General features: G+C 56.0%; 19 protein-coding genes and 1 tRNA gene. 11 read left to right on the forward strand and 9 right to left on the reverse strand.

The features are described from left to right. Window positions 1-839 precede the first annotated feature (839 nt). The gene (locus OKF39_RS01815) at window positions 840-2,459 is read left to right on the forward strand and encodes an ABC-F family ATP-binding cassette domain-containing protein (protein ID WP_126818417.1); all 1,620 of its coding nucleotides are present in this window, start codon (window positions 840-842) and stop codon (window positions 2,457-2,459) included. A gap of 38 nt (window positions 2,460-2,497) precedes the next feature. Here OKF39_RS01815 and OKF39_RS01820 read toward each other — a convergent pair whose 3' ends face one another. Then, complete coding sequence (locus tag OKF39_RS01820) at window positions 2,498-2,785, reverse strand: HTH-type transcriptional regulator (protein ID WP_028015078.1); 288 nt, start codon at window positions 2,783-2,785, stop codon at window positions 2,498-2,500. Window positions 2,786-3,116: 331 nt separating this feature from the next. Here OKF39_RS01820 and OKF39_RS01825 point away from each other — a divergent pair, with 331 nt between their 5' ends. Then, the gene (locus tag OKF39_RS01825) at window positions 3,117-3,827 is read left to right on the forward strand and encodes a DUF3053 domain-containing protein (protein WP_045260020.1); all 711 of its coding nucleotides are present in this window, start codon (window positions 3,117-3,119) and stop codon (window positions 3,825-3,827) included. Between the two features lie 247 nt (window positions 3,828-4,074). Continuing rightward, window positions 4,075-4,287 (forward strand): transcription antiterminator/RNA stability regulator CspE, encoded by a 213-nt coding sequence (gene cspE, locus OKF39_RS01830; RefSeq protein ID WP_003860775.1) that lies wholly within the window; start codon window positions 4,075-4,077, stop codon window positions 4,285-4,287. A 58-nt stretch (window positions 4,288-4,345) separates the two neighbouring features. Here cspE and ghrB read toward each other — a convergent pair whose 3' ends face one another. The 6 genes from ghrB to OKF39_RS01860 all read right to left on the reverse strand — a co-directional run bounded on the left by ghrB (window position 4,346) and on the right by OKF39_RS01860 (window position 10,340). Next, window positions 4,346-5,320: a glyoxylate/hydroxypyruvate reductase GhrB gene (gene ghrB / locus OKF39_RS01835; protein ID WP_047366950.1), complete on the reverse strand. Its 975-nt coding sequence runs from the start codon at window positions 5,318-5,320 to the stop codon at window positions 4,346-4,348. A gap of 26 nt (window positions 5,321-5,346) precedes the next feature. After that, window positions 5,347-6,627 (reverse strand): MFS transporter, encoded by a 1,281-nt coding sequence (locus OKF39_RS01840; RefSeq protein WP_028015081.1) that lies wholly within the window; start codon window positions 6,625-6,627, stop codon window positions 5,347-5,349. A 124-nt stretch (window positions 6,628-6,751) separates the two neighbouring features. Further along, entirely contained in the window at window positions 6,752-7,690 is a 939-nt protein-coding gene (locus OKF39_RS01845; protein WP_126345586.1) for a sugar kinase, read from the reverse strand. 3 nt (window positions 7,691-7,693) lie between these two features. Further along, entirely contained in the window at window positions 7,694-8,443 is a 750-nt protein-coding gene (locus tag OKF39_RS01850) for a sugar phosphate isomerase/epimerase family protein (protein WP_479983429.1), read from the reverse strand. A 103-nt stretch (window positions 8,444-8,546) separates the two neighbouring features. Continuing rightward, window positions 8,547-9,563 (reverse strand): LacI family DNA-binding transcriptional regulator, encoded by a 1,017-nt coding sequence (locus OKF39_RS01855; protein ID WP_028015084.1) that lies wholly within the window; start codon window positions 9,561-9,563, stop codon window positions 8,547-8,549. Window positions 9,564-9,677: 114 nt separating this feature from the next. Further along, complete coding sequence (locus tag OKF39_RS01860) at window positions 9,678-10,340, reverse strand: OmpA family lipoprotein (RefSeq protein ID WP_008502762.1); 663 nt, start codon at window positions 10,338-10,340, stop codon at window positions 9,678-9,680. Between the two features lie 211 nt (window positions 10,341-10,551). Between OKF39_RS01860 and OKF39_RS01865 the strand changes: the two genes are divergently transcribed. Beyond that, complete coding sequence (locus OKF39_RS01865) at window positions 10,552-12,831, forward strand: molybdopterin guanine dinucleotide-containing S/N-oxide reductase (RefSeq protein ID WP_248039652.1); 2,280 nt, start codon at window positions 10,552-10,554, stop codon at window positions 12,829-12,831. On the opposite strand, the gene OKF39_RS01870 is transcribed toward OKF39_RS01865, so the two are convergent. Both OKF39_RS01870 and tag read right to left on the reverse strand, forming a co-directional pair. Beyond that, the gene (locus tag OKF39_RS01870; RefSeq protein WP_041911602.1) at window positions 12,794-13,240 is read right to left on the reverse strand and encodes an N-acetyltransferase; all 447 of its coding nucleotides are present in this window, start codon (window positions 13,238-13,240) and stop codon (window positions 12,794-12,796) included. The genes OKF39_RS01865 and OKF39_RS01870 overlap by 38 nt on opposite strands. Further along, on the reverse strand, window positions 13,218-13,799 hold the full coding sequence (gene tag, locus OKF39_RS01875; protein ID WP_028015087.1) for a DNA-3-methyladenine glycosylase I: 582 nt from the start codon (window positions 13,797-13,799) through the stop codon (window positions 13,218-13,220). Before tag ends, OKF39_RS01870 begins: the two co-directional genes overlap by 23 nt. A gap of 160 nt (window positions 13,800-13,959) precedes the next feature. Between tag and OKF39_RS01880 the strand changes: the two genes are divergently transcribed. The 7 genes from OKF39_RS01880 (at window position 13,960) to dppC (ending at window position 22,379) form a co-directional block, all read left to right on the forward strand. Further along, a complete protein-coding gene (locus OKF39_RS01880) occupies window positions 13,960-14,502 on the forward strand; it encodes a lipase (RefSeq protein WP_048998801.1) in 543 nt (180 codons plus the stop codon). 236 nt (window positions 14,503-14,738) lie between these two features. Beyond that, on the forward strand, window positions 14,739-15,941 hold the full coding sequence (locus OKF39_RS01885) for an L-lactate MFS transporter (RefSeq protein WP_041911599.1): 1,203 nt from the start codon (window positions 14,739-14,741) through the stop codon (window positions 15,939-15,941). 238 nt (window positions 15,942-16,179) lie between these two features. Continuing rightward, the gene (gene eptB, locus OKF39_RS01890) at window positions 16,180-17,874 is read left to right on the forward strand and encodes a kdo(2)-lipid A phosphoethanolamine 7''-transferase (RefSeq protein ID WP_028015090.1); all 1,695 of its coding nucleotides are present in this window, start codon (window positions 16,180-16,182) and stop codon (window positions 17,872-17,874) included. Window positions 17,875-17,965: 91 nt separating this feature from the next. Then, window positions 17,966-18,042 (forward strand) — tRNA-Pro (locus tag OKF39_RS01895). A 620-nt stretch (window positions 18,043-18,662) separates the two neighbouring features. After that, window positions 18,663-20,270: a dipeptide ABC transporter periplasmic-binding protein DppA gene (gene dppA, locus OKF39_RS01900; protein ID WP_028015091.1), complete on the forward strand. Its 1,608-nt coding sequence runs from the start codon at window positions 18,663-18,665 to the stop codon at window positions 20,268-20,270. A gap of 177 nt (window positions 20,271-20,447) precedes the next feature. Beyond that, window positions 20,448-21,467 (forward strand): dipeptide ABC transporter permease DppB, encoded by a 1,020-nt coding sequence (gene dppB / locus OKF39_RS01905; RefSeq protein WP_028015092.1) that lies wholly within the window; start codon window positions 20,448-20,450, stop codon window positions 21,465-21,467. Between the two features lie 9 nt (window positions 21,468-21,476). Next, on the forward strand, window positions 21,477-22,379 hold the full coding sequence (dppC, locus tag OKF39_RS01910) for a dipeptide ABC transporter permease DppC (protein WP_028015093.1): 903 nt from the start codon (window positions 21,477-21,479) through the stop codon (window positions 22,377-22,379).

Here is a 22,379-nt window from a genome sequence, read left to right on the forward strand (position 1 = left end):
ACAGAGTTAGCATTACCGGCCTTATCGGATACCGGCGCATCTTTCGATGCCCCTGCTCAGCCCACCATTGAGATGTAGCAAAGCATGCTGCACATAATGTGCCGCCGATAAGATAAGCCAGGATGCTAAACCCGGCACCTGATTTTGCAGGTGCAAAGAGAACTTACTGCTCATCAAAACAGGCGGCAATAGATTTGAGCTATGCCACTGAGGATATTACCATTTCTGGAAAGAGACTCGCAAAATTACCGCAATGAAAAGCATACTGCGGGCAGAGGTCTTACAGCGACGCTATGGTCCGGCTGTAAATCGCTGAGGCGTTTCCTGCAGGCCTGGGCGAGGCGCATGGATGCGCCGAGAGGGCGGGCTTTACAGGGATGTTACCTCCGCCCGTCCCCGATAAGCCGGAAGGAATAAGCCGAAGGTACCGCGTAGCGGCGATTTACCGCCGGGAGCCCGGGTAGCCAGGGTGGTGGCGATTGAGCCACCCTGGCACGTTCACGGGTATTGTCGTTACAGAGTAGCAAGGAACATAAAGTGAACGGAATGACCACCAGAGTCGTATGCTTCCCCTCACCCCAGCCCTCTCCCTCAAGGGAGAGGGGGCCGTCTGTGCAGGCAATATTTGGTGGGGATCCCTCAGCCCAAAGGGAGAAGGAGTACAAATCGTCCAAAATTTAACCTTGAAATGGTCAACCCATTACCGCTATCCTTATCTCCGTTAAATTTCTCGCTCTGGAGCGCCCCCCAAAAATGAACAAACACGACTGATGAATTTCGATCCTTGCTAAACGCCACCGCGTGGGCAGGGGATGTTTTGATTTCATTCAGGAGTGCTTATGGCTCATTTTGCGCAGTCCCCTTCTTTTATTCTGCATCAGGTCACCTGTCAGTTTGCGACGGGCGATACCCTTTTTGGTCCGCTGAGTTTTTCTCTGGAGCCGTCTCTGTGCGCTCTGGTTGGCCGTAACGGCAGCGGGAAAACGCGTCTGCTGCGTCTGCTGGCGGGGCTTGATGAGCCTGCAAGCGGGCATATTGAACGTACCGGAACCCATGTCTATGTGGCTCAGCAGCAGGACATTTTGCCGCACACGACGCTGGCTGAGCTGCTCGGGTACGAGGCCATCTTCGCGGCGCGAGCGCGTATCGACAGCGGCGATTACCAGCCTGACGATCTGGAACTGCTTGATGGATTCTGGGATTTAGCTGAACGTCTTGGCGAGGCGTTTGCCCGGGCGAAACTTCCGCCGTTTGATCCAGATAAGCCAGCCGGTGAGCTCAGCGGCGGCGAGCGTATTCGCGCGCTGCTGTGCGGGGCATTTACGGCTGAAGCGGATTTCCTGCTGCTGGACGAACCGACTAACCATCTGGATCGACAAGGACGGGCGTGGTTCTACGACCAGCTTGCCCGTTATCAGGGCGGCGTGCTCGTCGCCTCCCATGACCGTGAGCTGCTGGCGCAGGTGCCGCGTATTCTTGAGCTAAGCAGCGGTGGGCTGCGCAGCTACGGTGGGAATTATGCGGATTATCAAACCCAGCGCGATGCCGAACAGCAGGCGGCCCGCGCGGCGCTGGAGCACGCGGCCACGGAGCGCAAACGCACCCGCGCACGTATGCAAAAAGAGCATGACGACAGCCAGCGGCGCTCGGCAAAAACATTACGCACCGTCGATACCCTGAATATCGCGTCGTTTGAACGCGTCAAATACAAAGGCGCGGCAAAGGAACGTATTGGCGCCTGGAAAAAACAGCACAGCGAGCAAAATGAAGCCCTGAATGCCGCGGTAAACAAGGCGCGTGAGCGGGTTGAGGAAGATAACCCGGTGATGTTTACCCTGCCGGGGAGTCAGATCCCGGAAGGTAAACAGGTGCTGGTGCTGGAAGATCTGGTGCTGCCGCATGTGCCTGTTCCTCCGCTTAGCTGGCGGATGGATGGGCCAATGCGGGTGGCGCTAAAAGGTCCGAACGGCTGCGGGAAATCGACGCTGTTGAAAGCCATCCTCGGCGACATTAGTCCACGCTCAGGAACCTGCAAGGTGTCGGTCAGCTGTGCTTATCTCGATCAGCATCTTTCCCGGCTCGATCTGTCGCAGTCGGTCATGACGCACCTCAACCTGGGCAATACGCCCCTGGAAGAGGGTATTTTACGTACCCGTTTAGCCCAGCTTCAGCTGGGGGCCGACAAAGTCTCGCTCCCGCTGGCGGAACTGAGCGGCGGTGAGCGTCTGAAGGCTGCGCTGGCCTGCGTGCTTTGGCGCGGGGAGGCCACGCAGCTCCTGTTGCTGGATGAACCGACCAACCATCTGGATCTGGCTTCAGTGCAGGCTATTGAAGCGGCGCTGGCTGGTTTCCCCGGCGGGCTGCTGGTGGTGTCACACGATGATGCGTTTTTAAAAGGGTTAACGTTGACGCACGAGATGGTGTGGGAAGAGACGGGCTGGCGTTTCGAGAGCCTTTAAACACAAGCCCCCGCAGAGGCGGGGGCGTTCAAACTTTACTACGCTATCTGTTTGCTGAGTGCAGGGTTGGCCTGAATCAGGCGCATCAGCTTTAACTCGGTTGGGGTGGGTTTCTCTCGTTTTGACTCCCACTCCAGCACCATAGCCACGCTGACACCCATCGCTCTGGCGAATTCTTCAGTTTTCAGTCCTGTCCCTTTGCGCAATTGCTCATATTCTGTAAAGGGATTGGATTTTTGTTGCAGGGTAATGGCCTGCGGTACATCTTTAAAAACGATCTGTTCCAGACTGCTCAGCAGCTCAAACTCAGGATCTTTATATTCCATTGAGAACTCCTCTTAAATCTCACATCGTGATCAAGAACATCAGAGAGCCAATTAAGAATAGTCCCTAATACAAACCAAGGATCGTCACGGCTGTGATTAATCGTGCGGTAACGATCGCTTTACGCGATTCAGCTATCTGGATAGTTATGCTAATTCCCTGATTAACCATATGTCGGCTTCGCCAGGTATTTTTTTGTAAATAGTAAGAAATAAATCGGCAATAGTCGTTTTACATGAAAAGAGTATCTTGCAAGGCTGACCTGGACTATCCTTGTCAGCGTCGGGCACGCGTGTGCCGGTGTGCGCTTTTTTGGGTGAAAGGAGTAATAAAATGGCGACAGGAAAGTCCTGCTCTCGCTGGTTTGCGCCTATTGCGGCGTTGTTGATGGTTGTTAGCCTGAGTGGGTGTTTTGATAAAGAAGGCGATCAGCGCAAAGCGTTTATCGATTTTCTGCAGAATACAGTGATGCGCAGCGGCGAGCGGTTGCCGACGCTGACTGCGGATCAGAAAAAACAGTTTGGCCCCTTTGTGTCCGATTACGCCATTCTTTATGGGTATTCACAGCAGGTGAGCCAGGCGATGGACTCCGGTATCCGCCCGGTAGTGGATAGCGTGAACGCCATCCGTGTTCCCCAGGATTATATGACTCAGCGCGAGCCGCTGCGCCAGTCCAACGGTGCGCTCGGCGTGCTGAGCCAGCAGCTGCAAAATGCGAAAATGCAGGCTGACGCGTCACGTTCTGCGCTGAAGCAGGGCGAGGATCTCAAACCGGTCTTCGATAAAGTGTATGAGAAAGTAGTGACGAAACCGTCTGAAGCGATACAACCGCTGATTCCGGCCGCGCAGGTCTTCACTCAGCAGCTGGTTCAGGTCGGGGATTTCATCTCGCAGCAGGGGACACAGGTGAGCTTTGTTGCCAACGGCATTCAGTTCCCAACCTCGCAGCAGGCAAGTCAGTACAATACGCTGATTGGGCCGCTGGCCGCCCAGCACCAGGCCTTTAGCCAGGCGTGGGGCGCAGCAGTCGCTGCCACAGAATAAACCGAAAAACCCCGCCTCAGGCGGGGTTTTTTTTCGGCATTCAGAAAATAACGCTTGTCATTCCTCTACCACATCGGTATAACTGTTCGCGTCGGTTTGTTACACAGACCTAAAGCAGTTTAGTAAAGCAGTCCAGATTGTTATCCATAGATACCCTTCGTAGTGACCCTTCCTTCATCGCTTAAAAATCTGTAACGCAATCCATCAAGCCGGAAGGCACAATATATTTGTTAATAAGGTAATTTCTATGTCTGCTAAAATGACTGGTCTGGTTAAATGGTTCAACGCTGATAAAGGTTTCGGCTTCATCACTCCTGACGATGGCTCTAAAGACGTGTTCGTACACTTCTCTGCTATCCAGAACGATGGCTACAAATCTCTGGACGAAGGTCAGAAAGTTTCCTTCACCATCGAAAGCGGCGCTAAAGGCCCAGCAGCTGGTAACGTTGTAAGCCTGTAAGCTTCCAACCCAGTAGCACAAAATTCAAAAACCCGCCTTCTGGCGGGTTTTTTCGTTTCTACTGTTGGATCTGCGGGTTAACGCAGTTCCTGTCTACTTTTCCAGCAAGCGCGGCTATCAGGTTATCTACTGCCGTCGCCGCCATATTGTAGCGCGTCTCGTGGGTAGCAGAGCCGATGTGTGGCAGGGCGACGACGTTTGGCATGCTCAGCAGCGGGGAATCCACCGGAAGCGGCTCCTGCTCAAACACGTCCAGACCCGCGGCGTGGATCTCGCCGTTTTGCAGCGCTTCAATCAGCGCTTGTTCATCCACCACCGGGCCGCGACCCGCGTTGATGAAGATGGCGGACTTCTTCATTTTTTCAAACGCGGATTTGCCAATCAGATGGCGCGTTTCATCCGTCAGCGGCAGGATCAGGCAAACAAAATCGGCTTCCTGCAGCAGCGTATCCAGCTCGCAGTAACGCGCGTTGAAGCGTTCTTCTGCTTCACTGTGATGACGGCGCGCGTTATACAGAATCGGCATGTTGAAGCCGAAATGCGCGCGCTGCGCCAGCGCCAGCCCGATACGCCCCATACCCACGATGCCCAGCGTTTTGCCATGCACATCCACACCGAACCAGTCCGGCCCAATGCTTTTCGTCCATTCGCCGGCTTTCACACGCTCGGCCACTTCCACCACGCGACGGGCCGTGCTGAGCACCAGCGCCATCAGCGTATCTGCCACGGTTTCCGTCAGGGCATGCGGCGTGTGCATCAGCAGGATTTTACGGGCGTTCAGGGCATCCACGTCGAAATTGTCATAACCCACGGAAACGGTTGAGGTAGCACGAAGCTTCGGCATTTTCTCCAGCAGGGCGACATCCACTTTTTCGCTTGAACCCAGCAGGCCTTCGGCGCTGGCGAACGCATCGGCGTGCTGCGCCACGGTCTCCGGGCTCAGGTTCTTCACCTGCGTAACGGTGAAGTGTTCTTCCAGGCGTTTCTGCAGATCTTCCGGCAGAGCTTTATACAAAATGACGGACGGCTTCATGCTAATCTCCGTTGATTTTTAAGGATTCAGGCGTGGCGTGCGCCGACGAGGTGCTGTTGATTATTAGCAGGCTTAACAATCAAAGTAAGCCACACGGAGGCGAAAAGCGCTACCCCCATAAAGATGTACGACGCGGATGGGCTGCCGGTCACACCGTTCAGGTAGCCGACGAACCAGGATCCGCAGAACGACCCCAGAGCGCCCATACTGTTAATCAATGCCATTGCACCGCCCGCGACGTTACGCGGCAGCATTTCCGGGATGATGGCAAAAAACGGACCGTACGGGGCGTACATGGCGGCACCGGCAATCACCAGCAGGGTATAAGAGGCCCAGAAGTGATTCGCGCCCACCGCCCACGAGCCGATGAAGGCGAAAGCGGCAATCAGCAGCAGCGGCCAGACAAACAGCTTGCGGTTTTGCAGCTTGTCCGACGCCCAGGAGACAACGATCATCGCGATGGTCGCGGCGAGATACGGTACGGAAGAGAGCCAGCCCACTTCCACCATGCCGAGGTTCTCGCCGCCGCTGCGGATAATCGACGGCAGCCACAGCACAAAGCCGTACACGCCGATACTCCAGGTAAAGTACTGCGCGCAGAGCAGGATAACGTTGCGGGAGCGGAACGCTTCGCCGTAGTTGCGTACCGCCTTCAGCCCCTGCTGCTCTTTATCCAGCTGCGCCTGCAGCGCGGCTTTTTCATCTTCGGAAAGCCACTTCGCCTGGGCAGGCTTATCTTTTACCAGCACCCACCAGCAGAATGCCCAGATAATTGCGGGTACCCCTTCGATGATAAACATCTCGCGCCAGCCGAAGGACTGGATCAGGTAGCCGGAGACTACCGACATCCACAGTACGGTGACCGGGTTACCGAGGATCAGGAAGGTATTCGCGCGTGAACGTTCAGATTTGGTAAACCAGTTGCTTATGTAAATCAGCATCGCCGGCATTACCGCTGCCTCAACGACGCCGAGGATAAAGCGAATGGCCGCCAGGGCAGGAATATTGTTCACCACGCCGGTCAGTGACGCGCAGGCGCCCCACAGGATCAGACAGATGAAGATCAGCTTACGCACGCTGCGGCGTTCCGCGTAAATCGCGCCGGGGATCTGGAAGAAGAAGTAGCCCAGGAAGAAAAGGGCACCCAGCAGGGATGAAATACCTTTGGTGATGCCGAGGTCTTCGGTGATCCCCGCCGCGGACGCGAAGCTGAAGTTGGCACGATCGAGGTACGCCAGGCTGTACGTGATAAACACGATTGGCATGATGTACCACCAGCGTTTTACTGCATTGGTCGAACTGTTCATAGGCTTGCCTCTGTTGTTGAGGTTGTTACCGCCGTTGTCTGTAGGGTACACGGTGGCTTAATTATTTGGTGTGGCATGCTGCCCTCACCCTCACCCTGGCCCTCTCCCTCGCGGGAGAGGGAATTTAAACGCCGAGCTCTGCTCGCGTTGGCAATCCTTCGCTGTCTCCCTGCACCTGAATCGCCAGCGAGCCAATCTTATTGCCCCGCGCGACGGCCTGCTGCAGCGGTTTGCCTTCCAGCAGGGCGCTAATGACGCCTACGGCAAAGCCATCGCCCGCGCCGACGGTGTCGACAACGTTCTCAACCTTCACCGCCGCGACCGCGCCCTGTTCGCCGTCTGCCGTTTTGAACCATGCACCATCGGCACCGGTCTTCAGCACCACCGCTTTTACCCCTTGATTCAGATAGAAATCAGCAATGCCTTCCGGCGTATTTTCACCCGTCAGAATCATCCCCTCTTTCAGGCCCGGCAGAACCCAGTCCGCCTGGAACGCAAGGCGGTTCAGCTTCTCGACCATTTCCGCTTCGCTTTTCCACAGCACCGGGCGCAAATTCGGATCGAAAGAGATCGTTTTGCCCAGCGACTTCATGGTCGTTGCCGCATGGTCCAGCAGTTCATAGGAACTGTCAGAGAGCGCCGCCGCCACGCCGCTCAGGTGCAGATGGCGGGCGGAGGCAAAATAGCCGGCGTGGTAATCTTCCGTTGAGAGATGGCTTGCCGCCGAACCTTTGCGGAAATACTCCACGATGGGATCGGTTCCATTTTCGACCTTCGATTTAAGCTGAAAGCCGGTAGGAAAGCGTCCGTCCAGGGTGACGCCTGCGGCATCAATATTCTCTTTTTTCAGCGAGTCGAGAACGAAATGGCCAAAGCTGTCATCCCCCACGCGGCTGACCCAGCCGACGTTCAGACCGAGACGCGCCAGGCCGGTCGCGACGTTCAGCTCTGCGCCCGCTACGCGTTTCATAAAGTGCTCTACCGCGCTCAGTTCGCCCGTTTCGGTCGCGACAAACATCGCCATAGCCTCGCCGATCGTGATGGCATCCAGCGTTTTGTGCATGATTTACTCCTCGCGCAGCAGGTTGACGTAATGACGGGTAACGGCGGTTAAATCCGCCCCTTCCAGCGGGAACTCAATACCGCGCGGAGCATTTACAGGCAGCTGGCCGAGCAGATCCAGCCAGCGCGCGTCTGCGCGGTCCGGCGCCACGGCGCGGAAGTTATCTTTATGCGGCACGGCGGCTTTAACGTGGATATAGCTCACCGCAGGGGCCAGGTGACGTGCGGCCTCTTCGGGGGAGTCGCCGACCCACAGCCAGTTGCCCATGTCGAAGGTCAGCGTGACGGGCAACGCCATTTCCCGACAGGCGGCCTGGAAGCGCCGCATGGGCGCGAGCTGCCCGCAGTCGGTCTGATCGTTCTCCACAACAAGCGCCATACCGCTGGCATTCAGCAGGGCGCGCAGGGCGTCGAGAGGATGTGTGTCGCTGAAATGGCCGAGGGAAACCTTCAGCCACAGGGCGTTAAGGGTGTTGGCCTCAGAGAGATAGCGGGGCAGGTCCGGGTTAAGGGTGCCGTCGGGCATAAACAGGGCGGCGGGCGCGGAGTAGCACGCCAGCAGACCCATTAGCTCGATGGATTCGCTCAGTGCAGGCAGCGCCAGCAGCTCATCGCTGTTAAACAGTTCGCGGCGGATCTCCACGCCGTCTGCCCCTGCGCCTGCAATAACGGGGAGCATCGCCCGCTGACCGCCTGCCTGTCGCACCTGTTCCGCGCCATACGCGGCGGTGACCACCATGATTTTCCTGCCCATCTTCGGACTCCATCGCAACATATCAATACTATTACGCTAGATGGAACCGGTTCCAAAGAAAAGATCAGGATGTCGAATTTATGATCGCTATCACAAGGGGGAATTAACGGGCGGTGGAGCCGCGAACGATCAGCTCGCCGGAGAAGACCTGCTCGCGTACGGCATCGCGGGTACCTTCAATACGACGAATCACTTGTTCTACAGCGGCATAGCCAATCTGCCAGGTGGGTTGTTTAAGGGTCGTAATACCCACGCCAGCGAGCTCCGCCCACTCCAGCTCATCAAAGCCCAGCAGACCGATATCGCTGCCCCAGTGCAGGCCAATGCGCTTGAGCGAGCGGGCGACCTGAAGCGTCAGCGCCCCGTTGGCGGAGATAACGGCTTTGCGCATCCCGCGATGGCGGGTATGGAACTGGCGCAGGGTGTTGTCGATCTGGTCGGCTTCGTGAAGCGGCGTTTCGGCATTTTCGGCGATCGCTCCGGGATAACGCGCAAGCGTGGCGCGAAATGCCGCCAGGCGGTCGCGTCGGGTATTTACCATGCCCAGGGGTTCGCTCAGGAAAAGAATCGCTTCGAAGCCCTGTTCGATCAGGTGCTCGGTCGCGGTTGTGGCTGCCTGGGTGTTATCCAGCCCGACGACATCGCAGGCGAATTCCGGGATTTTACGGTCGATGAGGACCATGGGCAGGGAGGACTGCTGCAGGCGGTTCAGGCCCTCTTCACGCATGCCTACTGCGTTAACCACAATCCCTTCCACCTGGTAGCTGCGCAGCAGATCGAGGTAGTGCAGCTCCTGGTCGACTTCGTTGTTGGTATTACAGACCAGCGGCGTGAAGCCCTTCTCGCGGCAGGCGGCCTCGATACCGCTGAGGACGTTGACGGAGTAGGGGTTGGTGATATCGGCGATAATAAGGCCGATCAAACGGGTGCGACCGCGTTTGAGCCCGCGCGCCATCAGGCTGGGACGATAGTCGAGATCGGCAATGGCCTGTTCAATACGCGCCAGCAATGCGTCGGACAGCAGATGTTTCTCGCCGTTAAGGTAGCGCGAAATGCTGGTTTTACCGGTTTTGGCGGCTTTCGCCACGTCGCTGATGGTGGCCCGGGCTGGTTTGCTCATCGCTGATTTCCCTGAATTTAGTGAGAATACCTTAGCGGGAAAATCAACGATGGCAAGTGGTTCATGCCGGGGTGTGCGGTCTGTTGCCCTCACCCCGGCCCTCTCCCTCGGGGATTACTGAATCGGGCTCAACGTAATCTCTACGCGACGGTTTTGCGCTTTACCTTCCGCCGTGCTGTTGCTGGCGATAGGATTGGCAGGGCCCATGCCGCTGGTGCGGATGCGGTTTGCTTCAACGCCCTGGGTTATCAGGGAGCTGGCCACGGAATCGGCACGCTGCTGAGACAGACGCATGTTCAGATCCTGGCTGCCGGTGCTGTCGGTGTAGCCAATCACGTTCACGGCGGTTTTGTTGTACTCTTTCAGCACCATCGCCACGCCGGTCAGGGTGTTCGCGCCCGCAGGTTTCAGCGTGGCGCTGCTGCTGTCAAAGGTCACGTTGTTCGGCATGTTCAGGATGATGTTATCGCCGCTGCGGGTGACGCTCACGCCGGTTCCCTTCATTTTGTCGCGCAGTTTCGCTTCCTGCACGTCCATGTAATAACCGACGCCGCCGCCCAGCGCCGCACCTGCCGCTGCGCCAATCAGCGCGCCTTTGCCGCGGTCTTTCTTGGAGGAGGAGAGCGCCCCAACGCCTGCGCCGACCAGCGAGCCGATACCTGCGCCGATGCCGGATTTACCCGCTTCGCGCTCACCGGTGTAAGGGTTGGTTGTGCAGCCTGAAACAGCCAGTGCACCGCTCACCAGAGCGGCAATAACGAGTACGCGTTTTTTCATCTTCTTTCCTTAATCCTTTTTATTCTTTGCCACGGCGAGCGTGGCAGTTGATTATGACGTCCAGATACGGAGAAAATTCCGGGTATAACTCTGAAATTTGTGACAAACCATAAACGGCCTCAACGAGAAGGCCGTAAACCTGCACGCAACCAGGAGCGCACGCTTGAGCACCTCAACAAAAACCATTCTGACCGCCGCCCACTGGGGGCCGATGCTGGTCGAAACCGATGGCGAAAATGTTCTGTCGTCCCGTGGGGCACTGCCAACACAACATCCCAATTCGTTACAGACCGTCGTACGCGATCAGGTGCACAGCAAAACGCGCGTGCGCTGGCCGATGGTGCGCAAAGGTTTTCTGGCCTCGCCGGATAAGCCGCAGGGGATCCGTGGTCAGGATGAGTTTGTTCGCGTGAGCTGGGACGATGCGCTGGCGCTGATCCATACGCAGCATAAGCGCATTCGCGACAGCTATGGCCCATCGTCCATTTTTGCCGGCTCCTATGGCTGGCGCTCGAACGGCGTGCTGCACAAGGCCTCGACCCTGCTGCAGCGCTACATGAGCCTGGCCGGGGGCTATACCGGTCATCTGGGAGACTATTCGACCGGCGCGGCGCAGGCGATCATGCCGTACGTCGTGGGAGGAAACGAAGTGTACCAGCAGCAGACCAGCTGGCCGCTGGTGCTGCAGCACACCGACGTGGTGGTGCTGTGGAGCGCCAACCCGCTGAACACGCTGAAAATTGCCTGGAATGCCAGCGACGAGCAGGGGATTGGGTATTTCGACGCGCTGCGCAAAAGCGGCAAACGCATCATCTGCATTGATCCGATGCGTTCTGAAACCATGGATTTCTTCGGCGACAGCGCCGAGTGGATTGCTCCTCATATGGGCACCGACGTGGCGATGATGCTGGGTATCGCCCATACGCTGGTGGAGAATGGCTGGCACGACCGCGATTTCCTCGCCCGGTGCACCTCCGGCTTCGACAAATTCGCCGACTACCTGACGGGCGAATCTGATGGGGTAGTGAAAACGGCAGAGTGGGCCGCGGAAATTTGTGGCGTTCCAGCCGCTAAAATCCGCGAACTGGCGGCACTGTTCCATAAAAATACCACGATGTTAATGTCCGGCTGGGGGATGCAGCGTCAGCAGTTCGGCGAGCAGAAACACTGGATGCTGGTGACCCTTGCCGCGATGCTAGGACAGATTGGTACGCCGGGCGGCGGTTTTGGTCTTTCCTATCACTTTGCGAACGGCGGTAACCCAACGCGTAAAGCGGCGGTGCTGGCGTCCCTGCAAGGCTCGGTGCAGGGCGGCGTGGATGCCGTGGATAAAATCCCGGTGGCACGAATCGTTGAAGCCCTGGAAAACCCGGGCGGTTTTTATCAGCATAACGGTCTGGACCGCCACTTCCCGGACATTAAATTTGTCTGGTGGGCGGGCGGGGCAAACTTCACGCACCATCAGGATACCAATCGCCTGATCCGCGCCTGGCAAAAGCCGGAGCTGGTGGTGATTTCCGAGTGCTTCTGGACCGCCTCGGCCAAACATGCCGATATCGTGCTGCCGGCGACCACGTCGTTTGAGCGTAACGATCTCACCATGACCGGCGATTACAGCAACCAGCATATGGTGCCGATGAAGCGCGTGGTGGCCCCGCGTGATGAAGCGCGTGATGATTTTGACGTGTTTGCTGAACTGAGCGAGCTCTGGGAAGCGGGCGGTCGCGAACGCTTTACCGAAGGGAAAAATGACCTGCAGTGGCTGGAGAGTTTCTACCAGATCGCCGGACAGCGCGGTGCGGCGCAGGGCGTGACGCTTCCGCCATTTGCTGAATTCTGGGAGGCGAACCAGATTCTCGAAATGCCGGAAAGCGAACAGAACGCCCGATTTGTCCGTTTCGCCGATTTCCGTCGCGACCCGGAAAACCATCCGCTTAAAACCGAGAGCGGCAAGATTGTGATCTACAGCGAGCGCATCGCCAGCTTTGGATATGCCGATTGTCCGCCACACCCTTCGTGGCTGGAGCCGGACGAGTGGCACGGCAACGCTCAGCCGGATCAGCTGCAGGTTCTGTCTGCCCATCCGGCGCATCGTCTGCACAGTCAGCTTAACTACACCTCTCTGCGCGAGCAGTATGCGGTCGCCGGGCGGGAGCCAATTACGCTGAATACTTTAGACGCCAAAGCGCGTGGGATTGCGGACGGTGACGTGGTGCGCGTCTGGAACCAGCGTGGGCAGGTGCTGGCAGGGGCGGTGGTCAGCGACGGGATTAAGCCAGGCGTGATCTGTATTCATCAGGGAGCCTGGCCCGACCTTGAGCCCACCGAAGGTGGGATCTGTAAAAACGGGGCGGTTAACGTGCTGACCAAAGATCTCCCCAGCTCGAAGCTGGGGAATGGTTGCGCAGGGAACACGGCGCTGGCCTGGGTCGAGAAATATGAGGGGCCCGAGCTTACCTTAACGGCGTTTGATCCGCCTGCCAGCTCATGATCCACGTCGGGTGCTGGGTATCATCCTGCCAGGCGCTGTCTTCAATGCGAAAGCCCTGAGCATGATAGAAATTCACCGCCCGGACGTTTTTCTGATACACCTCCAGGGTTAAGTGCGGGAAGCGCTGTTGAACATGGTTCAGCAGCGCGCGCCCGATGCCTTTTCCGATATACGCTGGCGTAACGAACAGCGCCCCCACAAACTGCGACTGTATGACGCTGATAAAACCGCGCGGCGTGCCGTTCTCCTCCCAGACCCAGGTTTCGGCGGCGGGAAGGTATTCATCCCGCACCAGCGCTTCGTTCGCTTTCCAGTAGGCGGCGTCGATAAACGGATGCGCCTCGGTGGTGCTCTCAAGCCACAGTCTCAGGAGCTGAGCGGTATTCTCACTGTGCCATTTGCGGATCATGGTTGCCCTCCGGGTGGCAGATGCAGCCCGTAATATGGTCATTGACCAGCCCGCAGGCTTGCATAAAGGAGTAACAGATGGTGGTGCCCACAAACTTGAAGCCGCGTTTTTTCAGCGCTTTCGACAGGGCATCCGAGGCAGGGGTCGAGGTTGGGATCTCTGCAAGCGTGGCGGCCCGCGTCACCTTCGGCTCGTTATCCACAAACGACCAGACAAATGCTGAGAAGGGTTCGCCGTTTTGCTCCATCGCCAGATAAGCCCGCGCGTTACCGATAATGGCCTGAATTTTACCGCGATGGCGGATGATACCGGGATTCAGAACCAGCCTTTCCACGTCGTCGTCGGTCATGGCGGCTACCGCAGCCGGATTGAACCGGTGGAAGGCATTGCGGTAGTTCTCACGCTTTTTCAGAACGGTGATCCACGACAGACCGGCCTGCTGGCCTTCAAGGCAAATCATTTCAAACAGTTTTTCACCGTCGGTTTCCGGTACGCCCCATTCCTTGTCGTGATAATCGATATAAAGCTGATCCTGGCTTACCCAACCGCAACGTTGCATAGGTCATCTCCCTTCCTGATACGATAAACGCAAAAATTTCAATCTGCCCGGCTTGACGTGTCTGCTAAAGAGACAATAGTTAATACAGGGCTATATGCCCCAATACCTCTTCGAACAATGACATATATCGCCGAACTCGGCTCTTTCTGGAGTCGCTTTGATGATGATAAAAAAAATCAGTGGTCGCCATGCTGCTTCTGGCCTGGTGGGCGTTTCAGCCTGCCTGCTTATATGTAACACCGCTATTGCGTGGCAACAGGAATATATCGTTTCAGATGCACAAAGTAATACGACAGAACGCTATACATGGGACGCCGATCACCAACCTCGTTATGAAGATATTCTCGCGGAGCGTATTAACCATTCGCAGAATGCTGCGGGCTTTGCGCTGAACGACCCATCCGGTTCGGATGCGGAAACCGTTCTGAGCGTTGGCTGGAATTTTCCCGTGGCGGGGCATATCACAACCGGGCCGGTCATGGCGTGGCGCACGGAGGGCACTCCACCCTCAACGGTAAATACGTTTAGTGATACAACCACCGCGCAGTCGCTTACCGAACCCCTCTGGCATGCCAGCGTGAACTCGCTGGGGTGGCGTGTTGATACCCAGTACGGCGATTTACACCCCTGGGCGAAGATCAGCTACAACCAGCAGTCGGAAGAAGAATATTTGTATACCCTGGGCTTAAGCGCCAAATTTTAGGGTTGTTACTTTTTTAAACGCTGCGGTAACATATTTAATACAATAACGGCGAGGGTTGTGGTGATAGTGGTTACTCACCTTTAAACGTTTTCTTCTCCGGCAAGGTCGTTCATTCCCGCTTCCAGGCATTTCATTCCGTTTCTCCTGCATTTCATGCCGTTTTACCCCTGGCGTTTTGGGGTTTTGTTTATCGTGTCCTCAGCGAATTTCCTTAATTTCTCTTGCAGGATACTGCCATGAACACCTCAACCTATAACCGCACGCGCTGGCTGACGCTATTCGGCACCATCATTACCCAGTTCGCACTGGGTTCGGTTTATACCTGGAGTCTGTTTAACAGCGCCTTGTCTGATAAGCTCGGCGCGCCGATAAGCCAGGTGGCATTCTCCTTCGGCTTGCTGAGTCTTGGATTAGCGATTTCCTCTTCCGTGGCGGGCAAACTTCAGGAACGCTTCGGCGTGAAGCGCGTGACCATGGCCTCCGGCATTCTGCTGGGCCTGGGCTTTTTCCTGACGGCGCATTCCAGCAACCTGATGATGCTGTGGCTGAGCGCCGGCGTGCTGGTGGGGCTGGCGGACGGCGCAGGTTACCTGCTGACGCTGTCGAACTGCGTGAAGTGGTTCCCGGAGCGTAAAGGCTTGATCTCCGCGTTTGCTATCGGCTCCTATGGCCTGGGCAGCCTTGGCTTTAAATTTATCGACTCTCAACTGCTGGCGTCCGTTGGCCTCGAAAAAACGTTCATGATCTGGGGGGCTATTGTCCTGGTGATGATTCTGTTTGGCGCCACGCTGATGAAAGATGCCCCGCAGCAGGAAGTGAAAACCGTTAACGGCGTGGTGGAGAATGATTTCACCCTCGCGCAGTCCATGCGTAAACCGCAGTACTGGATGCTGGCGGTGATGTTCCTGACGGCCTGCATGAGCGGTCTGTATGTCATCGGTGTGGCGAAAGATATCGCGCAGGGGATGGTAAAACTGGATGCCGCGACGGCGGCGAATGCGGTGACGGTCATCTCCATTGCTAACCTCTCGGGTCGTCTGGTGCTCGGTATCCTGTCTGACAAAATCGCCCGCATCCGCGTGATTACGCTGGGGCAGGTCATCTCTCTGGTGGGCATGGCGGCGCTGCTGTTTGCTCCGCTGAACGAGGCGACCTTCTTTGCGGCGATTGCCTGCGTCGCCTTTAACTTCGGCGGCACCATTACCGTTTTCCCGTCGCTGGTAAGCGAGTTCTTCGGCCTCAACAATCTGGCGAAAAACTACGGCGTCATTTATCTCGGCTTCGGTATCGGCAGTATCTGCGGGTCGCTGATTGCCTCGCTGTTCGGTGGCTTCTACGTGACCTTCTGCGTGATATTTGCCTTGCTGATTATCTCGCTGGCGCTGTCCACAACGATTCGTCAGCCGCAGCGCGAAGTGTATAAAGAAGCGCATGCATGATTCGATGAAAAGGGGCCTCAGGGCCTCTTTTTTTTATCTCAACATCACTTCCGGACTTGTTATTTTGTAAAAAATTTCCTCGATCACACTCTCTGCTGCCACTTTTCTTTCCCGCTGTGGTCTACTTATCGCGCTTGTAGACGTTTCTGATAACGGTTTCGCTCGCATCTACTTACTCTGTCAGCTTTCTCACTGAGATTCGGCGGGTCTTTATACCCCTTCCCCCAGGGTTGTTTGCATGAAATATATTAGGTCTCTTACCCAGCAAAGATTGTGTCTGATGCTGGCTGTCTATATCGGTTTGTTTCTGAATGGCGCGGTACTGTTCAGACGTGTGGAAGGTTATTTCGAACACCTCAGCGTAAGAAATGGAATTTTTGCCGTCATCGAAGTGTTTGGCTCTATCCTGGCAACCTTCTTCCTGTTACGCCTGCTCTCACTTTTTGGCCGACGTACATGGCAAATTCTGGCCTCGCTGGTGGTGATTATCTCTGCCGCCGCAAGCTATTACATGACATTCATGAACGTGGTCATTGGCTACGGTATTGTCGCCTCGGTGATGACCACGGACATCGACCTCTCGAAAGAGGTGGTGGGTCAAGGGTTCATCATATGGACGATTTTGACCTGCCTAATCCCGCTCTTCTTTATCTGGAGTAATACCTGCCGTTATACCCTGTTACGCCAGCTGCGTACCCGGGGACAGCGCATCCGCAACGTCGCCGTCGTTCTGCTGGCGGGCCTGCTGGTGTGGGCGCCGATTCGCCTGATGGAAAAACAGCAAAAACGGATCGAAAAAGCGACGGGCGTGGATATGCCGAGCTATGGCGGCGTGGTGGCTAACTCGTATCTGCCGTCCAACTGGCTGTCCGCGTTAGGTCTTTACGCCTGGGCGCAGGCGGACGAATCCAGCGATGTGAAATCACTGATTAACCCGACCAAAAAGTTCACCTACCAGGCGCCGGCTGACGGGCTGGATGATACTTACGTAGTCTTTGTCATCGGTGAAACGACGCGCTGGGATCATATGGGTATCCTCGGTTATGACCGCGATACCACACCGAAACTGGCGCAGGAGAAGAATCTGGTGGCTTACCGCGGCTATTCCTGCGATACCGCCACGAAGCTCTCGTTGCGCTGTATGTTTGTGCGTGAAGGCGGGGCGAGCGATAACCCGCAGCGTACGCTGAAAGAACAAAACGTCTTTGCCGTGCTGAAGCAGCTTGGATTTAGCTCCGATCTGTTCGCCATGCAAAGTGAGATGTGGTTCTACACCAACACGCTGGCAGATAACATCGCGTATCGTGAGCAGATTGGTGCCGAGCCTCGCAACCGCGGGAAAAACGTGGACGACATGCTGCTGCTTGAGGAGATGTCCCAGTCTCTGAAGAATCACCCGCAGGGCAAACATCTCGTCATTCTGCATACCAAAGGGTCGCATTACAGTTATTACCAGCGTTACACGCGCGATTTCGCGAAATGGCAGCCTGAGTGCGTAGGCATTAATAAAGACTGCAGCAAGCAGGAGCTGATCAACGCCTACGATAACTCGGTACTGTATGTGGATACCTTCCTGAGCCGGGTGATCGACCAGCTGCGTGATAAAAAAGCGATTGTTATCTACGCCGCAGACCACGGTGAGTCCATTAATGAGAAAGAGCACCTGCACGGTACGCCGCGCAAGCTGGCACCGCCGGAGCAGTTCCGCGTGCCGATGATCATGTGGATGTCGGATAAGTATCTTGAAAATCCGGAGAAAGCGAAGATGTTTGCTCAGCTTAAGAAAGAGGCGGAAATGAAGGTGCCGCGCCGTCACGTTGAGCTGTATGACACCATTATGGGTTGCCTCGGCTATACCTCACCGAACGGTGGGATTAACGAAAACAACAACTGGTGTAAACTCCCTGATAACACCGCAAAAGCCGCGCAGTAGCTGCTCTGGCGAGAATATCGCCAGTTGAATGGCTTTTTGAAAATAAGGGATTGACGGGGGCGCACCTCAGCAGTAAGATGCGCTCCGCATTCGGCGAGTAGCGCAGCTTGGTAGCGCAACTGGTTTGGGACCAGTGGGTCGGAGGTTCGAATCCTCTCTCGCCGACCACATTCTGAAAAGGGCTAACCGCAAGGTTAGCCCTTTTTGCATTAACGGCTTACTCATCCAGATTCAGTAAAATGCCCCTTATCCCCGCTTCTTCCTGCCTGTTAACGATTTTGTGACATAATCCATTGTATTTTTTTATATATAGATTGATCTTTTTTCGCGTTGCTTATGGATAACCTCAGCATTTTTCGCTGTGCGTTTTAACGTTCGCGGTATTTAGTGCTCAGATAATCACCATTCTGCAAGAAAATTTACCCATTCTGAATAAAAGTTAATCACTGATTGTTGCGAAATATGAAGATATTTGTGCTGCAAGTTGGCGAGTAGCATAAATTTCCCTGCTGAAAACTGGCGTTCAGGGTTTTTTTAATCTTTGTTTGCGGTTTCTCACACTCGGCGCAAATCCCCGTCACCTGTATTGACGTTTTCACATTCTGTTGACAGATTGTAGGGCATGAGGGGCATTTCAGGGACGATCTGCGCTGCAACTCAAACGCTCTTCTGAAAGGATTCTCCATCCCTTTAACGCCTTCGGGCACCTCCGACCGGACCGGGTAAAAAATAAATAAAGGTCTGGCGGCGTAACACAACAAAGCAAAACATCACATTGGAGCAGAATAATGAGTATTTCCTTGAAGAAGTCAGGGATGCTGAAGCTTGGTCTGAGCCTGGTGGCTATGACCGTGGCAGCAAGCGTACAGGCAAAAACCCTGGTTTACTGTTCTGAAGGCTCGCCGGAAGGCTTTAACCCACAGCTCTTTACCTCTGGTACGACTTACGACGCAAGCTCTGTACCGATCTATAACCGTCTGGTTGAATTCAAAACCGGCACCACGGAAGTGATTCCGGGTCTGGCCGAGAAGTGGGACATCAGCGAAGACGGCAAAACCTATACCTTCCACCTGCGCCAGGGCGTGAAGTGGCAGGACAGCAAAGAATTCAAACCAACGCGTGACTTTAACGCCGACGACGTTGTGTTCTCCTTCGACCGTCAGAAAAACGCCCAGAACCCGTACCACAAAGTGTCTGGCGGCAGCTACGAATACTTCGAAGGGATGGGTCTGCCTGACCTGATCGCCGAAGTGAAAAAAGTAGACGATAAAACCGTTCAGTTCGTGCTGACCCGTCCGGAAGCGCCATTCCTGGCTGACCTGGCCATGGACTTCGCCTCTATTCTCTCTAAAGAGTATGCGGACAACATGCTGAAAGCCGGCACGCCGGAAAAAGTGGACCTGAACCCAATCGGTACCGGCCCGTTCCAGCTGCTGCAGTACCAGAAAGACTCCCGTATTCTGTATAAAGCGTTCCCGGGCTACTGGGGCACCAAGCCGCAGATCGACCGTCTGGTCTTCTCCATCACGCCTGACGCATCCGTACGTTACGCTAAACTGCAGAAAAATGAATGCCAGGTGATGCCGTACCCGAACCCGGCAGACATCGCGCGCATGAAGCAGGACAAGAACATCAACCTGATGGAGCAGGCGGGCCTGAACGTGGGCTATCTCTCCTTCAATACCGAGAAGAAACCGTTTGATGACGTGAAAGTACGTCAGGCGCTGACCTACGCGGTGAACAAAGAAGCGATCATCAAGGCCGTTTACCAGGGCGCGGGCGTTGCTGCCAAGAACCTGATCCCACCAACCATGTGGGGCTATAACGACGACGTTAAGGACTACAGTTACGATCCTGAGAAAGCGAAAGCGCTGCTGAAAGAAGCGGGCCAGGATAAAGGCTTTACCGTCGAGTTGTGGGCGATGCCGGTACAGCGTCCGTACAACCCGAACGCACGCCGTATGGCGGAAATGGTCCAGGCTGACTGGGCGAAAATTGGCGTTCAGGCCAAGATTGTGACCTACGAGTGGGGCGAGTATCTGAAGCGCGCCAAAGCGGGTGAGCACCAGGCGGTAATGATGGGCTGGACCGGTGACAACGGGGATCCGGACAACTTCTTCGCCACCCTGTTCAGCTGTGCGGCAGCGAAAGACGGCTCTAACTACTCTCGCTGGTGCTACAAGCCGTTTGAAGACCTGATCCAGCCGGCGCGTGCGACCGACGATCACAACAAACGTATTGAACTCTACAAGCAGGCTCAGGTTGTTATGCACGATCAGGCTCCGGCGCTGATTGTTGCTCACTCCACCGTGTATGAGCCAGTGCGTAAAGAAGTGAAGGGCTACGTGGTTGATCCACTGGGCAAACACCACTTCGAAAACGTATCGGTTGAATAATTAAAAGCAACGCCAGGCGGCGCTGCGCTTGCACTGGCCTACGGTATGTAGGCCGGGTAAGCGTAGCGCCACCCGGCAGCAGTGCTTTATTGCCTCTCTGAAAGGGGAGGGAATAAGATTTGTGAGCAATACAGACGTCACGCCACTGGCCGTGCGTCATCAGAGAGAATCCGGGTTATGTTGCAGTTCATCCTCCGACGTCTGGGACTTGTTATCCCGACGTTTATCGGTATCACCCTTCTCACTTTTGCCTTCGTCCATATGATCCCCGGCGACCCGGTAATGATTATGGCGGGCGAGCGTGGTATCTCCCCTGAACGTCATGCGCAGCTGCTAGCTGAACTCGGCCTCGATAAGCCGATGTGGCAGCAGTACCTCCACTATATCTGGGGCGTGATGCACGGTGACTTAGGGATTTCGTTAAAAAGCCGTCTTCCGGTGTGGGACGAGTTCGTGCCGCGTTTTAAAGCGACGCTGGAGCTTGGCATCTGCGCCATGATTTTCGCCACTGCGGTGGGTATTCCTGTTGGGGTACTGGCTGCCGTTAAGCGTGGCTCTATTTTCGACCATACCGCCGTGGGTCTGGCGCTGACCGGTTACTCCATGCCTATCTTCTGGTGGGGCATGATGCTGATCATGCTGGTCTCGGTGCAATTGAACCTGACGCCGGTCTCCGGACGCGTCAGCGATATGGTCTTCCTTGATGATACCAATCCGTTAACCGGCTTTATGCTGATCGACACGGCCATCTGGGGCGAGGAGGGCAACTTCATTGATGCCGTTGCGCACATGATCCTGCCTGCCATGGTGCTGGGCACCATTCCTCTGGCGGTGATCGTGCGTATGACCCGTTCCTCCATGCTGGAAGTGCTGGGTGAAGATTACATCCGTACCGCGCGCGCCAAAGGTTTAACCCGCATGCGCGTCATCATCGTCCACGCGCTGCGTAACGCCATGCTGCCGGTGGTGACCGTTATCGGCCTCCAGGTGGGTACGCTGCTGGCGGGGGCGATCCTGACGGAAACCATCTTCTCCTGGCCGGGCCTCGGACGCTGGCTGATTGATGCGCTGCAACGCCGTGACTATCCGGTGGTGCAGGGTGGGGTGCTGCTGGTCGCGACGATGATTATCCTCGTCAACCTGCTGGTCGATTTGCTGTACGGCGTGGTGAACCCGCGTATTCGTCATAAGAAGTAAGGGGCCATCATGTCACAGGTTTCTGAAAACAAAGCTGTTGCTGCACCGGTTCCAATGACGCCGCTGCAGGAGTTCTGGCACTACTTCAAGCGCAATAAAGGCGCGGTAGTCGGGCTGGTGTATGTCGCTATCATGATCCTGATTGCGGTGTTTGCGAACTTTCTGGCGCCGTATAACCCGGCGGATCAGTTCCGCGATGCGTTGCTGGCACCTCCTGCCTGGCAGGACGGCGGTAGTCTGGCGCACCTGCTGGGTACCGATGATGTGGGCCGCGATGTGCTGTCGCGTCTGATGTACGGCGCGCGTTTGTCGCTGCTGGTTGGCTGTCTGGTGGTGGTGCTCTCCCTGATTATGGGGATCATCCTCGGCCTGGTTGCCGGTTACTTCGGCGGCATCGTTGATAACATAATTATGCGTATCGTCGACATCATGCTGGCACTGCCAAGCCTGCTGCTGGCTCTGGTGCTGGTGGCGATCTTCGGCCCGTCGATCGGTAACGCCGCCCTGGCGCTGACCTTTGTGGCGCTTCCCCACTACGTGCGATTAACACGCGCGGCGGTGCTGGTGGAAGTGAACCGCGACTACGTCACCGCCTCTCGCGTGGCGGGTGCCGGTGCGATGCGCCAGATGTTCGTTAATATCTTCCCTAACTGCCTTGCGCCGCTGATCGTTCAGGCGTCGCTCGGTTTCTCTAACGCCATTCTTGATATGGCCGCTCTTGGCTTCCTGGGCATGGGTGCGCAGCCGCCAACACCGGAGTGGGGCACCATGCTCTCCGACGTGTTGCAGTTCGCACAAAGCGCCTGGTGGGTTGTCACCTTCCCGGGTCTGGCAATCCTGCTGACGGTGCTGGCATTTAACCTGATGGGTGATGGCCTGCGTGATGCGCTTGATCCCAAACTGAAGCAGTAA

The sequence above is a fragment of the Enterobacter cloacae complex sp. HYC042_NIDB genome (assembly GCF_056673315.1).